The following is a 20,124-nucleotide window of genomic DNA, read 5'->3' as shown; positions in this document are numbered from 1 at the left end:
ATAACTATTGGATAATGATCACACTATGTAAAGGAAATGGCAAGTTTTTATGTAAACGTTATCATATGATACTTAAAACGGTTCAATTAGGTTTTTTTAACAGATATCCTCATTTTTTTCTGCGTACGGGTAGCCCGATAGACTGTAATCGATTACACTGCTTACAATTTTTTAACGAATCGCTAAATATGTCTTACAGCATTGCGCTTAAAATGAATACTCAATAAGGCACAATTTCATGTTTAAACAAGTAGTTATAGCAACCCCGTTGATTACAACCCTGTTCGGCTGCAGCCCTCCCTTACCGGAAACAACCAATGAACAATTCAGCTTAGTTGAAAAAGACCTTGTTCAATACGTCAATCCATTGATGGGCACAGATTCTACTTTTGCGCTCTCAAATGGTAACACTTATCCCGCAATAGCCACACCGTGGGCAATGAACTTTTGGACACCGATGACGGCACCTATGGGGGACGGCTGGACCTACAAGTATGATGACAACAAAATTAGAGGTATCAAACAAACGCACCAGCCAAGCCCTTGGCTAAATGATTACGGTGCCTTTTCTTTCATGGCGATTACGGGCGAATTACAGTTTAATGAAGACGACCGTGCTTCGTGGTATTCACATAAAGCAGAGCATGCATCGCCAGATCACTACAGCGTCTATTTAGCCGACTACGACGTTACAGCAGAAGTGACACCTACAGAAAGAGCAGCGCAATTTCGTTTCACATTTCCTGACGCGGACAACGCTTTTATTTTGCTTGACGCATTTAACAAAGGTTCAATGGTAAAAATCATTCCCGAAGAGCGCAAAATAATCGGCTATGCAAGAAACAATCACGGTGGCGTACCGGACAACTTTCACAACTATTTCGTGGCTGAGTTTGATACCCCATTTAGCGTAACACATACATGGCATGACGAATGGCAACTCAAACCCGATAGCCTGCAAAGTGAAGGCGAGCATGTGGGTGCTATCATTGGCTTTTCCACTCAAAAAGGTGAGCAGATAAATGTAAAGGTAGCATCGTCATTTATTAGTCTTGAACAAGCAGAACTAAACCTTAAAAGAGAAATCGGCAAGGATTCATTTGAGCAAACGCAAGAAAAAGCGAATGCCTCTTGGCAAAAAGAACTCTCTCGAATTCAAGTTCAAGATACAAATCTTGAACAAGTCCGCACATTTTATTCTGCGCTTTATCGCGTTTTGCTCTTCCCTAGAAAGTTCTACGAATATGATGAAAACAACAACATCGTTCACTACAGCCCATACAATGGTAAAGTTTTGCCAGGTTATATGTTCACTGATAACGGTTTTTGGGACACATTCCGTGCGGTTTTTCCATTTTTCACTTTAATGTACCCCGACTTAAATGCCCAAATAATGGAAGGCCTTGCCAATACTTACAAAGAGTCTGGCTGGCTTCCTGAGTGGGCGAGTCCCGGCCATCGCAACGTTATGATTGGTTCAAACTCCGCCATTAACATCTCAGATGCTTACCTTAAGGGCATTCGTGGATTTGATATAGATACTCTATATGAAGCGGTGCTTAAGAATGCAAATGTCAACGAAGGGCGTCCCTTGACCTCAGTTGGGCGTGAGGGCGTGGATTATTATAACAAGCTAGGCTACGTTCCCTATGATGTAGGTATACACGAAAGCGCAGCACGCAGCCTAGAATACGCATTTGCCGATTTTAATTTATACAAGTTGGCGACAGCGCTTGGGAAAGATGACGATGCTGCCCGCTTTTATGAGCAAGCATTCAACTATAAAAAGCTCTTTGATAGTGAAACCGGCTGGATGAGAGGCAAGAACGAAGACGGTAGCTTTGATCAGAATTTTAATCCGCTTAAGTGGGGAGATGCATTCACCGAGGGTAACGCGCTTCACTATACATGGTCTGTCTTTCAAGACATCGAGGGATTAAAAAGCCTGATGGGAGGCAATGAAGCATTTGTTGACAAACTCGATGCTGTTTTCGAAATGCCCCCTGTTTTTGATGATTCCTATTACGGGTTTACCATTCACGAAATACGAGAAATGCAAATAGTCAATATGGGCAACTACGCGCATGGAAACCAGCCTATTCAGCATATGATTTATCTGTATAACTACGCTGGTGCCCCTTGGAAAACCCAATATCACGTTCGAAACGTGATGAATAAGCTTTATAAGCCAACACCAGATGGATATTGCGGTGATGAAGACAACGGTCAGACATCTGCATGGTATGTATTTAGCGCACTAGGCTTCTACCCTGTGACTCCGGGTTCGAATCAATATGTGATGGGTAGCCCACTTTTTGACAAGGTTACGCTGTCATTAAATGACGGCAAATCATTTAGCGTTACCGCTAAGGGAAATCAAGATAATGCGCCCTATATTCAATCTGCAACCCTTGATGGCACGCCACTCCACAAAACATGGATTAGCCATCAACAATTGGTCAAGGGTGGCGAACTAACATTAGAAATGGGAACAACGCCTAATAAGGAACGTGCCATTGATATTGCAGCATTCCCCTACTCATTGTCGTTAGAAAAATAACAACCTTTAAACTATTAGTGCCTGGTCTTGCATGTAGACCGGGCAATATTGAGAGAAATTACTATGGCCGTTATTCCAGGAAACACGCGCGTTAGCAGCCAGGGAAATGCAAGCCACTTCGCATTTGCCTCAATGACCACCCTATTTTTTATTTGGGGTTTCATCACCGCGCTTAATGATATTTTAATTCCACACTTAAAAGCATCTTTTGATTTAAGTTACACCCAAGCAATGCTGGTTCAATTCTGTTTTTTTGGTGCCTACTTCGTTGTATCTCCATTCGCAGGAAAATTACTCGAAAAAATCGGTTACTTAAAAGGAATAATCACCGGCTTATGCACTATCGCAGCAGGTTGTGCACTGTTTTATCCCGCCGCAGAAATAGGTGTTTATGGCATATTCTTGCTAGGACTTTTCATCCTCGCTGCTGGTGTAGCAACGTTGCAAGTTTCTGCCAACCCTTACGTCGCAGTCTTAGGGCACGAAAAAACGGCAGCAAGTCGGTTGAATTTGGCGCAAGCGATAAATTCTCTTGGGCATACAATTGCACCGCTATTTGGTGCTGCGTTGATTTTTTCAAGTGTTTCATCTTCAGAGGTTGATGCAAAATCGGTACAACTTCCCTACCTCATTCTTGCAGGGGTAATGGTTGCTACGGCAGTCGCATTTAAGTTTTTAAAGCTCCCTGAGATCACGTACGAATCAAACGATGAAACAGACAATAAACAAAGTATATGGGCACAAAAGGGATTAGTTCTGGGCGCTGTAGCGATATTTCTGTATGTCGGAGCTGAAGTATCAATAGGCAGTTTTTTAGTTAACTATTTTGCAGATCCCCGAATCGCGGGTTTAAACCAGCAAGATGCCAGTACTATGGTGTCGTATTACTGGGGTGGCGCGATGATCGGACGTTTCGTTGGCGCTGCATTAACCAGAATGGTAAAACCAGCATATGTTCTAACCGGCAACGCTTTAATGGCAATCATTCTGCTAATCACTACCACTCAAACGTCAGGTTTAATCGCTATGTGGTCTGTGATAGCCGTTGGTTTTTTCAACTCTATCATGTTCCCTACCATTTTTTCTCTGGCTATTCGAGGTCTTGGAGAGCTTACCAGCCGAGGCTCTGGACTTTTATGCCAAGCTATTGTGGGTGGTGCCTTATTACCTATGATTCAAGGCATGGTAGCAGATATGACATCAGTTCAACTTAGCTATTTTGTTCCCGTATGTGCGTACGTTTACATCGCTTGGTACGCAGCTAACAGTCGACGTTTCGCTTAGCTAATAACGTCGTGCAACATTTTTTATATAAATATAAAGAGGTAGTGCTATGCGCTTTTTTGATCAGGATTTTTTGTTATCACACTGTAAAACAATTCTCGATTTTTACACGCCTCGTGTCATTGATGAAACGGGGGGCTATCACCAAAATTATTTGGATGATGGCTCACTCTTCAATACGCATTTTAAACAGCTCGTAAGCAGCACACGTATTATTGTTAATTATGCAACTGCCTCGCTTGTTTTTGACAACGAAGACTATCGCCGCATTGCTCAACATGGTCTTGACTATCTAGAGCAAACCCATTGGCAAGCTGAATCTCAAACCTATGCCTGGACGCTTAATAACCACGAGCCACTTGATATGACGCAGCAAGCATACGGCTACGCATTCGTGCTGCTCGCTTACTCGGCTCTTTTTAAAGCGAAAATAGTAAAAGATAAGAAAGCCTTAATTCGCACTTACAACCTGTTGGAAGAGCGTTTTTGGCAAGCTGACTATGGCTTATATGCTGACGAAATTAGCCCAAGTGGAGAATTAAGTGAATATAGAGGCCAAAATTCAAACATGCACTTATGTGAAGCAATGCTAGCGGCGTATGACGCAACAAAAGACGCGCTGTTTTTAGACCGTGCATCAGAAATTGCCAGCAACATCGCGCAACGACAAGCGGGCCTCACCGACGGTCTGATTTGGGAACACTACACGCCGAATTTCCAACCTGACTGGGAATACAACAAAGACGATCCTAAAAACCTGTATCGTCCATGGGGATTCCAACCGGGTCACCAAACCGAATGGACGAAGCTACTACTCACTTTACACCGTATCCGACCTGAATCATGGCAGGTGAACGTTGCTCAATCTCTGTTTGATCGCGCATATGACATCGCGTGGGACAATGAGAATGGCGGCTTGATATATGGTTTTGCCCCCAATGGCAATTGGTGTGATACCGACAAGTACTTTTGGGTACAAGCAGAGAGTTTTGCTGCGGCAGCCATGCTCTATCATGTGACTGACGAAGTGCGCTATCTGGAATGCTACAACACTCTATGGAATTACAGCTGGGAGCATATGGTCGATCATAAGTACGGCGCTTGGTACAGATTACTCGATCAACAAAACAATGCTTATAACAACGAGAAAAGTGCGGCCGGAGCGAAATGTGACTACCACACATTAGGCGCTTGCTTTGAAGTGTTACGGACTTTAAAACACAACGCATAACACGGACATACAGCCGAGAGTGCGGCTTTTTATTTAAAGGACGAGTTCATGAAATATACTGTATTACTAGCGCTAGTAGTCACTCTTTTTTCGTGTAAACAAAGTGATATCCAAAGAACACAAAAAGACGCACTTAAGGAAGATGTGCTTAGCTACGTTGACCCGTTCATTGGAACTGATGGTAAAGGTAAAACATTTCCCGGTGCCACAATACCTTATGGAATGGTTCAGTTAAGTCCAGATAATGGTCGAGGCGGATGGGACTGGATATCTGGTTATTTTTATCCAGACAACATCATTGCAGGGTTCAGTCATACACATTTGTCTGGCACAGGAGCGGGAGACCTTTATGATATCTCGTTTATGCCGTTAACTAAGCCTTATTCGCGAGTGACGACAGAAGGAGGACCATCAGAAGGAACGATTGTTTCCCACTTTAGTCACGAGCAAGAACAGGCTTCTCCAGGATTTTATCAAGTCTTTCTTGAGGACTATGGCATTCAGGTAGAACTGACAGCAGGTTTGCGAACGGGTTATCAACGCTACACTTACCCTGAATCAGCTACTGAAGGTATCGTTAGAATAGACTTGGGATATAGCAGAAACTGGGACAAGACCGTCGATACAAAACTAACGGTTATTGATGACTATACTGTCGCAGGTTACCGTATGTCTTCTGGGTGGGCTACCGACCAGCGGGTTTACTTTTACACTGTGTTTTCTCATCCTATTTCGCACTACGTTCTGGGACACGAAAACGCAACATCTAGCGTAAACACCGCAAAAGGTGAGGGTGTAATTTTCGAAGGGAGCTTTTCTCTTGATAATACGCGAGTTATTACGGCTCGCACCTCCCTTAGTTCTGTGAGTGTGGAAAATGCGAAAAATAACCTACTAAAGGAAGGCGTAAAAAAGACATTTCAAACCGTGAAGCACGAAGCAGAAAATCATTGGCGACAAGAGTTAACGAAGGTCGATATTGATGCATCGCAAACCACCAAAACCCAATACTACACCGCCCTCTATCATGCCGCGTTAGCACCCCGAGTGTATTCTGATGCAAACGGTCAGTATAAGGGCCCGGACGGAAATGTTCACACTACAGAGAGCGATTACCGATACGACTTCTTTTCGCTTTGGGACACTTTCAGAGCATTGCATCCTTGGAAGACTTTGGTTTCACCTACGCAAAATCAGGAAATGATGAGAACACTGCTAGAGCATTACGATATTGCCGGCAGACTACCTGTATGGATATTTCAGGGTAATGAAACTGACATGATGATGGGTTACCACTCTGTACCTGTTTTAGTAGACGCTTTTCTCAAAAATCCTGACAGCCTTCCAGGTGATAAAATTCTAGCTGCAGCATTGCATAGTGCTACTCAATCGGATTTTGGCGTAGGTGAATATCAACGGTTAGGCTATGTTCCTTATGAATATGGACCGTGGAATGTGTCTCTTACCCTTGAATATGCATATGACGATTGGGCTATCGCCAAACTTGCGCAAGCGCTGGGAAACATGGAGATATACAATCGCTTTTTAGCACGCTCAAAAAACTATCATCATCACTTCGATGCACAAACCAACTTTATGCGAGCGAAAAGCCAAGAGGGCTCATTTAGGCCCTCATTTGATCCAAACGCATATCATCCTGAAGATTATTGTGAAGCAAATGCATGGCAGTACAGCTTTTTTGTTCCCCATGATATCAATGGCTTAATTGAGCAAATGGGAGGAAAAAGTGTTTTTTCTTCAAAACTCGATGACATGTTCAACACTCAACAAGATCCCTCGACTTTCCCAGAGTGGATATCCGGCACCATAGGGCAGTATGTTCATGGGAATGAGCCTAGCCACCATGTTCCATATCTGTATCAATTTGTTGGACAATCACATAAGACGCAAAAAATTGTCAGAGAAATAATGCGTGATTTATACAGTAATGACCCAAATGGCCTGGCTGGAAACGAAGATGCTGGGCAAATGTCAGCTTGGTATTTGTTTAGTGCACTCGGCTTTTACCCCGTCGACCCAGTAGCCGGAGAGTATATATTAGGCAGCCCAGCCGTTGACGCAGCGGATATTCATTTAGAGAACGGGAACACCTTTTCTGTTAGAACGATTAACCAAGCTGACAACCACGTTTACGTCGCTTCAGTTAACCTCAATGGCAAACCTTTAGAGGGTTTCACACTTTCTCACCGCGATATTATGGCGGGTGGAGTTTTAGAATTCACAATGAGTAAACAGCCATGAAACGCTTATTTTTAGCACTATCAACATTACTCTGTATAACTTCTGTTTCTGCTGGAAACAGTAAGTACGTCAACCCATTTATTGGCACCTCGAATTTTGGCGCAACCCACCCTGGGGCGCAATATCCCAACGGTTTAGCTTCAGTGTCTCCGTTTAACGTTGCTTTTGGTGGTGATACTAACCCTACGAAAAAGGACGATAGCTGGAACTCGCGCGGCTACATTTATGAAAATGGCTACTTAACTGGTTTCAGCCATCTAAATCTCAGTGGTGTTGGTTGCCCTGAAGCAGGCGTGTTACTGCTTATGCCTACTGCCGGCAAACTTATTCTTGAAGCAGAAAAGTACGGTTCTACATACTCAAATGAACAAGCAAAGCCGGGCTATTATCAGGCTTTTTTAGACAAGTATAAAATTAAGGCCGAGGTCACAAGTACATTACGAACAGGTTTGAGCCGCTTTACTTTCCCTGAAGGGAAGTCTCACATTTTGATGAACCTCGGACTTGGACTAACAAACGAAACTGGAGGAATGATTAACGTAGTTTCAGATACTGAAATAGAGGGTATGCGCACATTAGGTACATTTTGTTATCACTCTGAGGACGTTCGCCCTGTATATTTCGTTGCCCAATTTAACAAACCGGCAAAAAGCCATGGTGTATGGAAAAAGATGCCAGCTTACAAAAACGTTGAAGCCGATTGGGTTGGATATAACGATACAGTAAAACCCTACGTAAATTATTCCGCGCCAATGGCCGGAGACGATGTGGGTGCATGGTTCGACTTTGATACGACAGAAGACGAGCAGGTGCTGGTGAAAATTGGAATTTCATTTGTAAGCATTGAAAATGCACGAGCAAACTTACAAGCAGAACAGCCAAGTTTCGATTTCGAAAATACGTATTCGTCTAATATCAAAGCGTGGGACCGTTACTTAGATCGGGTTGAAGTAGAGGGCAAGCAAGACGATAAAGTAAAATTCTACAGTGCGCTCTATCACACCCTGATTCACCCCAGTATTTTTCAAGATGTAAACGGGGATTACCCTTTAAACGGCACAAACGGGGTTGGCAATACGTCTGAGAATCGCTATACCGTTTACTCTCTTTGGGATACTAATCGTAACGTGCACCCCCTCCTCAGTTTACTGTATCCGGAGTTGCAAGAAGATATCGTGAAAAGTGCTATTGCCATGTCAAAGGAAAGCGGCTGGCTTCCGAAGTGGGAACTCTATGGAATGGAAACACAAGTGATGGTTGGCGACCCTGCTACGCCAATGATCGCTGATACGTATTTACGCGGTATACAAAATTACGATATTGAAGCCGCTTACAAAGCAATGGTGCGCTCTGCAGATCAGAAAACTGACAACCTTTTAAGGCCCGAGAACAATGACTATCTCAGGTTAGGCTATGTTCCGTACGACGACGAAGGGCCGTTTGATGGTAGCGTATCGACAAGCTTAGAGTATTACCTTGCGGACTACAGTCTTGCACAACTTGCTAAGTCTTTAGGAAAGCTTGATGATCATGAGCGTTATCTGCAACGAGCGATGCAATATCATACGCTTTTCGATGAGGAAACGGGGATGTTACGCCCTAAGAGCCGAAACGGAAAATGGCTTACACCTTACGATCCAGAACTTGGCAAGAATTTTGAGCCTGCCCCAGGGTATATCGAAGGAAATGCTTGGAATTATCGCTTTTATGTCCCTTTTGACACACCCGGACTGATTAAGCGCCTAGGCGGAGAAAAAGAGTTTTACAACGCATTGAACGCAACGTTTGATACGGACAACTTTGATATGGCGAACGAACCGGATATTACTTATCCGTTTTTGTACAACTTTATCCCGGGGAAAGAAGCAAAAACAGGTGAGCGCGTACGGAATTTAATTTCAACGCACTTTAGTACCGCTCCGGGAGGGATCCCAGGAAATGACGACACGGGGACCTTGTCCGCCTGGTTAGTCTTTAGCATGATGGGTATTTACCCTATTAGCCCTGCGGTGATGGACTATGCTGTGTTCACGCCCACATTTTCAAGCGTTAAAATAAACCTGAATAGCGACTACTATGAAGGTAAAACATTCAAGATTAAAAAAGCTAATGAAGGCTTCGTAGAGTTTGAAGGAAAACCGCTTTCTGTGCCTTTTATTTCTCATAAGGTCATCACCAAAGGTGGCACTCTACAAGTTAACTAGATGGGATGGCACTAACGTTTAATACCCAATAAACGTTAGTGCTTAAAAGAGTGGAGTTAGCCGTAAGCCGGGTTCTGTCGTGGGCAACCATTCCTCTAGATCAGCAATCGCTCACTGATTCAAGCAACCTACCCGATCCCCATGCGGGCCACACGTTGAGGGATCCTATTTGGTCTTGCTCCGGGTGGAGTTTACCTTGCCACACTCTGTTACCAGAGGTGCGGTGCGCTCTTACCGCACCCTTTCACCCTTACCGGCATGTAAACATGCTTAGGCGGTCTTCTCTCTGCTGCACTTGTCGTCGGCTCACGCCGCCCAGACGTTATCTGGCACCCTGCCCTTTGGAGCCCGGACTTTCCTCCCCTTTCTTACGAAAGCGGCGATTGCCTGGCCAACTCCGCGGCGCATTCTACATGAAGTGCCCTACAATAGCACCCTATTCCTGCTCGCTGTAAAAGCAGTGCTCAACTGCGCTTTTATCGAGCAGTTTGGTGATAATGAAAATTTGATCGCCCATTTCTATTTTGGTACTTCCTTTGGGTATAAGGGTTTCTTCACCACGAGCAATCATCGCCACTACCGTATTATCGGGAAGGGCTAATTCACCAATGGTTTTATGTAGCGCCGGCGATAACTTCGATACTTCTATTTCTATAAGCTCGCGCTTGCTCTTAGCGACTTTTACAATTTCCAGCGTGCTTGATTCCTTTACTTCATCGTCCAACACTAAACCTAACTTACGCGCCGCATAGGGTAAGGTGGAACCTTGCAACAACGCGGAAATAAGCACAATAAAGAACACCACATTGAAAATAAGCTCGGCGTATGGCATGCCAAATATTAGCGGAAATATAGCAAGTATTATTGGCACCGAGCCGCGTAATCCCACCCACGAGATAAGCAACGACGCTTTGAATGAGAACTTCGAAAGCAACAAAATAGGCATCACCACCAGTGGACGGGCAATAAAAATAAGCACAAAGGCAATGAGTAAGCCTTCTTTCCAATTAACAAAGAGCTCGGTAGGCGTAACTAACAAACCTAAGATAACGAACATGGCAATTTGCCCTAGCCAGGCCAGCCCATCGAGAAACACAAAGGTATTGCGCTGATAAGCGAATCGACTGTTACCCACTATCACGCCGGTAATGAAAGTAGCGAGGAAACCACTGCCATTTAGATTCGCAGCAAGGCCAAAAGACAATACACCAAACAACATCACGAATACGGGGTACAAGCCAATGGCCATTAAGGTAACACGTCTGAAAAGCCATACTGCAATACCGCCAATGGCAAGGCCCACTATCGCGCCCACTCCCATTTGGCTGGCAAAGAGTGAGAGCAAGTCTACGGGCTTGGTAGAGCTGTCTTGAATAAGGGTTATTAGGCCAATGGTCAGGAATATGGCCATTGGATCATTCGACGCACTTTCCAGCTCCAGTGTGGACTTTATTTTAGCGGGAATGCGTATACCAGCATTGCGCAGAACAGAAAACACTGCAGCGGCGTCTGTCGACCCTACAATAGCACCAAGCAATAAGCCCTTATAAAGCGGTAAATCGAGAATAACCATAGCAGCGATACCGGTGACCACTGCTGTACCGATTACGCCAAAGGTGGCGAGTAACGCGGCGGGCTTCCACGCCTGAACTATGGACTTTTTTGACGTTTGCAGACCGCCATCAAATAGGATGAGAATAAGAGCAAATGTGCCAATAGCGTGCGCAGCATCAGCATTATCGAAGAAGATTCGGCCGATACCATCTTCTCCAGCCAACATGCCTACACCAAGAAATAAAACTAAAACAGGTACACCAAAGCGCGGGGACAATTTACTGGCCAGCACGCCCAAAATGGCAAGCACTGCACTAAGTAAAATAATGTGATCGACTGCAAACATTATACGTTCCTTATTGCCCTTGATGCTCACACGTAAAATATAAGGTTATGCGTGCACGCATCAAGGATTCCTGTTAATACTGCTACCTTACCGCGTTTTTGCACCAATGTATTGAGGTGCAAAGGCCCGCTAAGGAATTGGGGTTAAGGAACTTGTGTCGCTTAAGGAATGTGCGACAACGAAGCCTTAATTTCCTCGGCCGTAGGCTTTAACTGCGCTTTACCTTGTTTTTCTCTTCTGCTTCCCAATAGATACAGCAGCGTAGAGGTGATAAACAAAGTCGATGACGTGCCAATCACGACAGCAAAAACCATAGGGACTGCAAAACTTTCTACTGCATCACCGCCAAAAACAGCCATCGGTAGCAACGCCAACAGCGTGGTAAAGGAAGTGAATACCGTGCGGCTTAATGTGCTGTTCACGGCCTCATTAATGGTATCTGCCAATGGCTTATTTGGATCTAAACGCAATAATTCACGGATGCGGTCAAGCACCACTACCTTATCGTTTATAGAGTAACCAATGAGCGCCAACAGTGCTGCGACAGCCGTTAAGTTAAATTCAATGCCCGTTAGCGCGAAAAAGCCTATGGTTTTGGTTAAATCGAGTATTACTGTAAGCAATGCCGCGGTCGCAAAATGCGCTTCAAAGCGTGCCCACAGATACACCAACATGCCGCCACCTGCGATAAGCAATGCCAGAATGGATAGCTCGGCGAAGCCTCCGCTAACCTTGGGTCCAACCATATCAATTTTATCAAAACTGACTTCACTGTCGGCTTGGGAAATCGCACGCTTTAGTGCGTCAGTCTGCTTTGCGTTGCTATTTTCAAGCTCGCCACTGCTATCTAGAACAGGTGCTCGCAATAAATAGTGATGTTCACTGCCATATTCTTGAATCGCTATCTGATCAAAGCCATTACTTTCAATCACATTTCTTAGCTCATCAGTAGTAAGGGTTGGTGCAGTCAACTCAATCATAGTGCCACCGGTAAAGTCGACGCCATAATGTAAGCCAGGCTTAGCAAACAAGCCGATTGAAAGCACGGTTAGCAATACCGAAACCGCAATTGCAATTTTACGTTTTGCCAGAAAATTAATACCGCTAAGGGTATCGCTTAACCGCAATAGCGGTGATGAAAAGCGCAAAGGAACGCGCTGCTGCGCGCGATCTTGCGTGTTCTTTTGCTTCGACGTAACCACTTGTAGCATTAACATTTTAGTTAAGGCAACAGCAGTAAATACCGAGGATACCAGACCAAGGGCAATAGTCATGGCAAACCCCTTAATAGGGCCGCTACCAAACATAAACAACAAGCTTACCGCTATTAATGTGGTGAAGTTTGAATCCACAATAGTCGCGAACGCTTTACCAAAACCCACTTCTATTGCACTGGCTGCCGGACGGCCTTTTTTACTTTCTTCACGAATACGTTCATTAATCAAAATGTTCGCGTCTACGGCCATGCCCATGGTTAGGATCAAACCTGCAATGCCCGGCAACGTCAGTGTTGCGCCAAACAGGGTTAATGCGCCAAACACCAAGGCCATGTTGATACACAGAGCAAAGCTTGCAATAGCCCCCCACCTGCCGTAAATCGCCACCATAAATGCCAATACTAGTAACGCACCTGCTATGCCGCTTTCCACTCCGGTTTGAATAGCGTCGCTACCTAAATCTGGCCCCACCGTACGCTCTTCAATAATGGTAAGTGGCACAGGTAACGCACCCGTGCGAAGCATTAATGCGGTATTACCCGCCTCGGGCAACGTAAATTTACCGGTTATTTCACCACGACCACCTGGGATCACACTATTTATAACGGGGGCGGTCACCACTTTATCGTCAAGTACAATGGCAAGCACGCGACCGATGTTGTCACGGGTCATAGTGGCAAACTGCTTAGCACCGGCACTGTCTAACCGGAACGTCACTACTGGCTGGCCATTTTCACTACTTAAGACACCTGCCGCATCAGTAATATGTTCACCTTCTAGCGCCACTTTTTGATCTAAGCGATAAGTATTACCCGCCGCATCTTGCTTATTCATTACCTGCTCAGACTGGCTGTTCGCGGCCCAGTGAAAGGTCATTTGTGCGGTAGTGCCCAATAATTTTTTAACTTGGGTAGGGTCAGACATACCCGGCATCTGAACTAAAATGGCGCCTTTACCTTGTAGCGTAACGCTAGGCTCAGTAAGCCCCGTTTCGTTCAAACGCTTTCGAACTACTTCAACACTTCGGCTTAACGTGTCTTTAACCAGTTGTTCGGTATATAGCTCGTTAAGCGTAAGGGTAACGGTGCTTTGCTTTATCGTAACATCTAGCGCGCTTGAACCATTTGGCTGAGCGGAAATTTGATATGCGGTGTCTTTTACCTTTCTCGCATCATCTGCACTACGCAATGTAAAAACGACACTTCCAGAACGCCTATCACTTGCCGCTTTATGTGCAAGTGAATGAGACGTTTTCGTATAGCGTACATTTTGACTGCGCAATTCGCTAAACAAGTCACTCGAAAAGCTGTTGAGCTGCTTTTCAAATAAGGCGTTGGTGTCTGCGGCTAATAGCAGGTGCGAACCACCTTGCAAATCTAAGCCTAGCGATAGCGTGGAAGTGGTATACCACGTAGGTAACTGCTGTTTAATTGATTGTGGCAATATGTTGGGCGCAGCGCTCAGTAAACCAAGTAAAACGAAGAGCACATACACAAAGCCACGAAATGAAAATCGTGCCATTTTGAAATCCTGAATAATAATGTTTTTAAAGTCGCCATAATTGAGAACACAACAGGTGTGCTCCCACGTTGACACATATGAGTTGTTAAATCAGGATATAAGGCGGTGCGCGAGGGCTTGGTTTAACCCACTTTTGTGCATTAAAAGGAAGGGCTACTAAAGGCGTATGGACAGTGAAAAGGCCGGTGTAAGCCAAGCGCAACGCAACAGGTATTAACCCTAAAAGGTCGGCATCGGTAGGCTGCTCACTGCTATCGTCCGTCAGCTTGCTGGCGTTAAACCGTAAAGAGTAGCTTTGCGAGTTGTGAACAAACTTGGCAAACGGTGATTGCGACGTTACCTCAGCATTACTCGCTACATCAAGTGGCTGAAACCCAGTACTAACGACCAGATACGACAATACCCACGCCATGAGGAAAGGCGCAAATGAAGAGGGGTATAAGCGGTTAAAGGCTATATTCACCAGAGTTCAGTTCACTATTAGAATGAGCAATTGAAGCTTTTCAGCGTTAAGAAGTGGGGGCTAAAAAAACAAACTCAATTGCTATATTAAAAAGAGCCCAATTTAAGGGCTCTTTTGACAATCCGCATTTTTCGTATGTACGAGTGAATTACATTTACTTAAACGCCACTTTGCTAATACAAGTTACACGATTGCAATCACCTCTTCTTTCGCCAAGCGTGCTTTGGGAAGGCCGTGATTCCAATCTTTCTCAGTATCAGGGTAGCCCATGGCAAGTGCAACTTCGCAAACGTGACCATCCAACTCACCTTTGAACAACTCACCAAGTAATTCAGAGTCAACACCCTCCATAGGTGTGGAAGCGATCCCTAACCGCGCCAGAGTATGTAATACATTACCTAATGCCAAGTAAACTTGGGCTTTAGTCCACGCCCCGTTGTTGCCATTCTCATCGGTGTTCGCTTCGGCAAATGCGTAAGCGCCCATGAAGTTTTCTCGCATGTCTTCTGGTAAATGACCTGAAGATACTTCCGCATCGACGCGCTTCACAAACTTGTCTTTCGTGAACTTAGGATCGTATGCGAAGAGAATAGTATGTGAGGCTTCTTTTGCATGATGCTGATTAAACTGATGTTTGTTGGCAAAGCTATCATGTAGGCGCTGTTTGGCTTCGTTACTCTCTACAACGACGAACTTCCAGGGCTGCGAATTAATTGAAGACGCTGATAATCTCAGTGCTTCGAGTATTGTCGCTAGCTTGTCGGCGGAAATACGCTTGTTGGCATCATATTGCTTTACGGTATAGCGTTTATTTAAATCTTCAATAATAGGATGAGACACTGCTAACTCCTCAATACATAGTCGGGATCAAATCAAAAGTTGTGCGTATGGTATCGATTCAGCTTTTCAATGATAAGCCCGATAAAAGACGAATCAGTTTCAAATTATTTTTGGTAATAAGCATTTCCAGTACTTTTCGCTACTCTTATCAACTAAAGGCAAATTGTTAAGGCCAACTAATTGACCTACTATTGAGATTTTATTGAACGCATTTATGTGGTTAATACCAACCCCTCCTACCACTCCATACGGTGATTAATAGTTTTACATTGATATGAGCCAAACACACGAAACTACCAAAGGACAACGAGAGATAGTGCAGGTTCGTCACCGACGTCGGTTTGCGCTCTGTCAGATTTTAACCGTTATTGGCGTGATTTTTTTATTCGCTCTAGGTGGCCTAAGCTTATATAACCGCGCCTTTTTGCTTGGAACCATCTTACTAAGCAGTGCACTAGTCGGCTTGGTAAACCTCTATTTTTTAAAGCGCACAGGAAATGTAGAGAAAGCAGCAACAGTATTGAGCGGCATATTGTTTGTTTTATCCATGAGCCTGCTTATTACAGGTGGAAAAGACAATACGGGCATGTTGTGGATATATCCTATTGCGGCAATTAACTTATTTATTAATCGGTTTTGGCCTGCCGTAGTCGTATTCTGTATTTTTAGCATCACCAGTATTCTTCTTTTGTTTACGCCGCTCTCAAGCTTATTAATGACAAGTTACACGCTTGTTGAAGCCATACGTTTTATTCTAACTACGTTGGCACTAAATCTAATATGTCTTGCCGCCCTGCGTTCTGAAGAGCAGTCTTACGAGACGATTATAAAACTGCACGATGATGACATCAGGAAAATGGCGTTTTACGACACCTTAACCGGCCTTCCTAATCGATGGAACTTTAAAACAAATCTACAAAGAGTTATCGATAGAGCGCGCAAAAATAAACAAAAGGTGGGACTGCTCTATATCGACTTAGATAACTTCAAACAAGTTAACGATCAGTATGGTCATGAAATGGGTGACAAACTCTTGCTCAAGTTTAGTGAACAATTATGGAGTGAAATCCGTCCATCAGACCAAGTGCTCAAACCTCAAGAGGAAAGTATTGCCAGACTTGCGGGTGATGAATTCGTGGTACTGCTACCAAATATTAAAGATACGGTTGATGCCGGTTCAATGGCAGCACGCATTTTAAACATTTTTGATGGTGGCTTCGAGGTAGACGGTATTACTCACCTAACTTACGCCAGTATTGGTATTGCGATGTTTCCCGATGACGCAGTTGAGCCCGCTGAACTACTTCATTACGCAGATACAGCTATGTATGACGCGAAACAAAATGGTCGAAATTGTTTTAGATTTTTTACCAAAGAAATTGCCGAAACAATAAAGCAGCACCAAAAGATAGAAAACGTACTAAGGGCGTCGTTGGAAAACGACCAATTCGCTCTGGCATTCATGCCTATTTTCGATTGTGATAACGACGATATTGTTGCCATTGAGGCGCTGCTTCGATGCAAAGCCCCTGAACTTCGAGGTATAGGTCCCGATCAATTTATTCCAGTTGCGGAATCAACAGGACTTGTAAAAGAGATTGATTTATGGGTAATAGATCACGCTTTGCAAAGCCTCGTAGTATTGCAAAAGCAACATAATTTCGCAGGAAAGATGTGCATCAATATATCTGGCATAGAGTTAAGCAACGAAAATTTTCCACCGCTAGTTAAACGTTTACTTGAAACACACAAGGTAAACCCTGGCAGCGTAGAATTAGAAGTAACTGAAACTGCATTGGTTGCTGGAAATAAGGCCTGTTTAGAAACACTTAATGCATTACATGAGCTGGGGGTTTCCTTAGCTCTAGACGATTTTGGAACGGGTTATACTGCATTTAGCCAACTCATTCACTATCCCGCCCACTGCCTAAAGATCGACCGCTCTTTTGTGGGTGATTTATTTTCTGAAAAAGAGCCTCGAAGCAAAATGGTGTTAATCATACAAAACCTTGCAGAGCTTTACGGTTTGCGGGTTATCGCGGAAGGCGTTGAAACTGAAGAGCAGTTAAACTACCTGAAAAGGCATGGCTGTGACTGGGCACAGGGGTATTTCTTATCTCGTCCCTTACGTTGGGATGACCTACTTGAGCGCTTAGCTAGGTAAGAGCAAAAGTCAGATAACCTTTAATTCTCAACAAAAAGCCCCCCTATTGAGGGGCTTACAGATTAAAAACGAGATATTTCTTAGTTTAGTTAGGCGTAATCGCGTTGTGGTAAACGTCTTGGACGTCGTCACAGTCGTTAAGCATGTCCATGAATTTTTCAAACATAGGCATGTCTTCTTCGCTAATCTCAGTTTCAGTCTGAGGCATCCAGCTCATTTCTTCTGCAATGAAGCTAATGTCTGGGTAGGCTTCAGTTAATGCTGTTTTTACTTGATAGAATTCAGTGTGCGGCGCATAAACTGTTACTTTACCGTCCTCAACTTCAACGTCAGTTACGTCTACGTCGGCTTCCATTAGCACTTCTAGGATAGCGTCTTCGTCGTCACCTTCAAACTGGAATACCGCTTGGTGATCGAACATATGCGATACCGCACCCTGTGCACCAAGTTTCGCGTTGGTTTTAGTAAAGCAGTTACGTACTTCGGTAATGGTTCGGTTTGCATTGTCAGACAAGCAGTCAACAATTACCATGCAGTTACCCGGGCCAAAGCCTTCGTAACGCATGGGCTGAAAATCTTCACCAGCACCACCTGCCGCTTTATCAATGGCTTTTTCGATAACATGGCTTGGTACTTGGTCTTTCTTCGCTTTTTCCATTAGGCGGCGAAGTGAAAGGTTAGTGTCTGGATCGGCACCACCATTTTTTGCGCACACGTAAATTTCTTTACCGTACTTAGAATAAACCTTAGTTTTTGCGCCGGCAGTTTTTGCCATGGCGGCTTTACGAACTTCGAATGCTCTTCCCATCTTAAAATTCTCTTTCTCGCAATTTGAAATGCTGCGTTGGGTTTTATCGGGCTACCTGTTGCCTGACCGTTCATCAGGCGCATCGCTCTGCCTTACTTGGTAGCATTGCCGAACTCGACGTTTCAATAAATGGTCGAACGCGACGGTGCTAGAAATTGCCAAGCGAAGCACTGCCCAAAATAACGGTAGGCTAAGCGACACAAAAAATTTGGGCGAAATTCTACCTTAATTTTCGTGTAATACCAATGTGAACGCCCCTAGAAAGGGTGTAGGTTAGTAGCTTTCACATTTTCAATGAGGTCAAAATGTACACTGACCCCATATTTATGCTTACGGTAAGTGTTCAGTTGCTAGGTAGTCGTGAGACTGCATTTCCTTTAAGCGGCTAAGACAGCGTCTGAACTCAAAATTAAGTAGTCCCTCGGTGTACAAGCTTTCCAGCGCGACTTCTGCAGATATGATCAGCTTTACATTTCGCTCGTAAAACTCATCCACCATGGCAATAAAACGGCGCGCCACATCGTCATTATGCTGTCCCATTTCCTTAACGTTGGCTAAAAGCACTGAGTGATAACAACGGCTTAACTCAATGTAGTCGCTCTGGCTTCGGGGCCCACCACACAGGGCTTTAAAATCAATCATCAATACCCCGTCAGCATTTCTAAGCGTCGGTATTTTGCGATTGTTCACCTCAATCTCTTCGCCTGTAGAGCCTTCTTCTGGCGCTAATTGAGAAAAGTAGCCATGCAAGTTTTCCGTGGCTTCGTCATCAAGTGGATAGTGATAAATTTCGGCTTGTTCTAGCGTTCTAAGACGATAATCAATACCGCTATCAACATTTACCACGCGGGTATTCTGATTGAGTAAGTCGATGGCTGGCAAGAACCGCGCACGCTGCAATCCGTTTTTATATAAATCGTCAGGTACTATGTTGGAAGTCGCCACCAGCACAATACCGTGACCAAATAACTCTTCCATTAACGTGCCTAAAATCATTGCATCGGTTATATCAGACACAAAAAACTCGTCAAAGCATATTACCCGCGCTTCTTTTGCTAGTTTTGCGGCCACTAGCTTTAGCGGGTCTTGCGCGTTTTCAAGCTGCTTTAGTTCATCGTGCACACGGTACATAAAGCGGTGAAAATGCACGCGCATTTTCTTTTCGAACGGCAAACATTCGTAGAAGGTATCTACTAAATAGGTTTTGCCACGCCCTACTCCACCATAAAAGTAAATGCCCTGAATACCGGGCTTTGCATGACCTTTTCCAAACGCTGCTTTCAACTTCACCCGCCACGTCGTTTTCTTTTCAGGCTGAGTAAGTTCATCAAACAAACGTTGAAGTTCTTTTACTGCATTTTCTTGTGCCGCGTCGTAATGAAAGTCAGACGACTGAAGATCTAGTTGATATTTTTCCCATGGCGTCATCGCCGAAACCACTCCGTTCAAAAGTCAATAGTGGCGCTTGCTGCACCGACCTGCTTGAATTTCTCAATTATGACCTTAATTTTAATGGAAATCACGGTAGAATCTCACATTGAAATTCGACATATACTGAATAAATGAAACTATGTATGCGCGTTTCGGGTTTGACCTTGCTATATTCAGCATATGGTCGAAAGCAGCTTTTAGATCGTAGAATTAGAGGTCGGCTGTAAGATGTAGATTGA

12 protein-coding genes and 1 other RNA gene are annotated in these 20,124 nt (G+C 44.3%); 6 read left to right on the top strand and 7 right to left on the bottom strand.

Going from position 1 to position 20,124, the window contains the following annotated elements; all coding sequences use genetic code 11:
- Positions 1–238 precede the first annotated feature (238 nt).
- From V7R42_RS05445 to V7R42_RS05425, 5 genes are all read left to right on the top strand, one after another.
- Positions 239–2,560 carry a GH92 family glycosyl hydrolase gene (locus V7R42_RS05445; RefSeq protein WP_334019182.1) on the top strand — a complete coding sequence of 774 codons (2,322 nt, stop codon included), beginning with the start codon at positions 239–241 and terminating at the stop codon, positions 2,558–2,560.
- 63 nt (positions 2,561–2,623) lie between these two features.
- Positions 2,624–3,844 (top strand): sugar MFS transporter, encoded by a 1,221-nt coding sequence (locus V7R42_RS05440; RefSeq protein ID WP_334019181.1) that lies wholly within the window; start codon positions 2,624–2,626, stop codon positions 3,842–3,844.
- Positions 3,845–3,893: 49 nt separating this feature from the next.
- Positions 3,894–5,075 (top strand): AGE family epimerase/isomerase, encoded by a 1,182-nt coding sequence (locus V7R42_RS05435; protein ID WP_334019180.1) that lies wholly within the window; start codon positions 3,894–3,896, stop codon positions 5,073–5,075.
- Between the two features lie 48 nt (positions 5,076–5,123).
- Positions 5,124–7,337 (top strand): GH92 family glycosyl hydrolase, encoded by a 2,214-nt coding sequence (locus V7R42_RS05430; protein WP_334019179.1) that lies wholly within the window; start codon positions 5,124–5,126, stop codon positions 7,335–7,337.
- Positions 7,334–9,541 carry a GH92 family glycosyl hydrolase gene (locus tag V7R42_RS05425; RefSeq protein ID WP_334019178.1) on the top strand — a complete coding sequence of 736 codons (2,208 nt, stop codon included), beginning with the start codon at positions 7,334–7,336 and terminating at the stop codon, positions 9,539–9,541. The genes V7R42_RS05430 and V7R42_RS05425 overlap by 4 nt, the downstream gene beginning before the upstream one ends.
- A gap of 48 nt (positions 9,542–9,589) precedes the next feature.
- On the opposite strand, the gene rnpB is transcribed toward V7R42_RS05425, so the two are convergent.
- The 5 genes from rnpB to V7R42_RS05400 all read right to left on the bottom strand — a co-directional run bounded on the left by rnpB (position 9,590) and on the right by V7R42_RS05400 (position 15,482).
- Positions 9,590–9,940: RNase P RNA component class A (rnpB, locus tag V7R42_RS05420), an RNA gene on the bottom strand.
- Positions 9,941–9,977: 37 nt separating this feature from the next.
- Positions 9,978–11,441 carry a potassium/proton antiporter gene (locus tag V7R42_RS05415; protein ID WP_334019177.1) on the bottom strand — a complete coding sequence of 488 codons (1,464 nt, stop codon included), beginning with the start codon at positions 11,439–11,441 and terminating at the stop codon, positions 9,978–9,980.
- Between the two features lie 161 nt (positions 11,442–11,602).
- Entirely contained in the window at positions 11,603–14,179 is a 2,577-nt protein-coding gene (gene secD / locus V7R42_RS05410) for a protein translocase subunit SecD (RefSeq protein WP_334019176.1), read from the bottom strand.
- Positions 14,180–14,264: 85 nt separating this feature from the next.
- A complete protein-coding gene (locus V7R42_RS05405) occupies positions 14,265–14,642 on the bottom strand; it encodes a hypothetical protein (protein WP_334019175.1) in 378 nt (125 codons plus the stop codon).
- Between the two features lie 183 nt (positions 14,643–14,825).
- Positions 14,826–15,482, bottom strand: a complete 657-nt coding sequence (locus V7R42_RS05400) for an NAD(P)H-dependent oxidoreductase (protein ID WP_334019174.1) — start codon at positions 15,480–15,482, stop codon at positions 14,826–14,828.
- Positions 15,483–15,756: 274 nt separating this feature from the next.
- Here V7R42_RS05400 and V7R42_RS05395 point away from each other — a divergent pair, with 274 nt between their 5' ends.
- Positions 15,757–17,646 (top strand): putative bifunctional diguanylate cyclase/phosphodiesterase, encoded by a 1,890-nt coding sequence (locus V7R42_RS05395; protein ID WP_334019173.1) that lies wholly within the window; start codon positions 15,757–15,759, stop codon positions 17,644–17,646.
- Positions 17,647–17,731: 85 nt separating this feature from the next.
- On the opposite strand, the gene V7R42_RS05390 is transcribed toward V7R42_RS05395, so the two are convergent.
- Together V7R42_RS05390 and zapE are read right to left on the bottom strand one after the other, a co-directional pair.
- Complete coding sequence (locus V7R42_RS05390; protein WP_334019172.1) at positions 17,732–18,454, bottom strand: YebC/PmpR family DNA-binding transcriptional regulator; 723 nt, start codon at positions 18,452–18,454, stop codon at positions 17,732–17,734.
- A 330-nt stretch (positions 18,455–18,784) separates the two neighbouring features.
- Positions 18,785–19,882, bottom strand: coding sequence for a cell division protein ZapE (gene zapE / locus V7R42_RS05385; protein ID WP_334019171.1), 1,098 nt, complete (start codon positions 19,880–19,882; stop codon positions 18,785–18,787).
- Positions 19,883–20,124: the final 242 nt, after the last annotated feature.

This window comes from Alteromonas sp. S015 (assembly GCF_036864485.1).
Taxonomy (GTDB): Bacteria; Pseudomonadota; Gammaproteobacteria; order Enterobacterales; family Alteromonadaceae; genus Alteromonas.
Note: the sequence above shows the minus strand (reverse complement) of the source record. Positions and strands in the feature narration are given on the sequence as shown.

Bases quoted from the DNA above. Each gene is read 5' to 3' on its own strand.
- V7R42_RS05445 (WP_334019182.1), top strand. From the start codon at position 239: ATGTTTAAACAAGTAGTTATAGCAACCCCGTTGATTACAACCCTGTTC.
- V7R42_RS05440 (WP_334019181.1), top strand. From the start codon at position 2,624: ATGGCCGTTATTCCAGGAAACACGCGCGTTAGCAGCCAGGGAAATGCA.
- V7R42_RS05435 (WP_334019180.1), top strand. From the start codon at position 3,894: ATGCGCTTTTTTGATCAGGATTTTTTGTTATCACACTGTAAAACAATT.
- V7R42_RS05430 (WP_334019179.1), top strand. From the start codon at position 5,124: ATGAAATATACTGTATTACTAGCGCTAGTAGTCACTCTTTTTTCGTGT.
- V7R42_RS05425 (WP_334019178.1), top strand. From the start codon at position 7,334: ATGAAACGCTTATTTTTAGCACTATCAACATTACTCTGTATAACTTCT.
- V7R42_RS05415 (WP_334019177.1), bottom strand. From the start codon at position 11,441: ATGTTTGCAGTCGATCACATTATTTTACTTAGTGCAGTGCTTGCCATT.
- secD (WP_334019176.1), bottom strand. From the start codon at position 14,179: ATGGCACGATTTTCATTTCGTGGCTTTGTGTATGTGCTCTTCGTTTTA.
- V7R42_RS05395 (WP_334019173.1), top strand. From the start codon at position 15,757: ATGAGCCAAACACACGAAACTACCAAAGGACAACGAGAGATAGTGCAG.
- V7R42_RS05390 (WP_334019172.1), bottom strand. From the start codon at position 18,454: ATGGGAAGAGCATTCGAAGTTCGTAAAGCCGCCATGGCAAAAACTGCC.
- zapE (WP_334019171.1), bottom strand. From the start codon at position 19,882: ATGACGCCATGGGAAAAATATCAACTAGATCTTCAGTCGTCTGACTTT.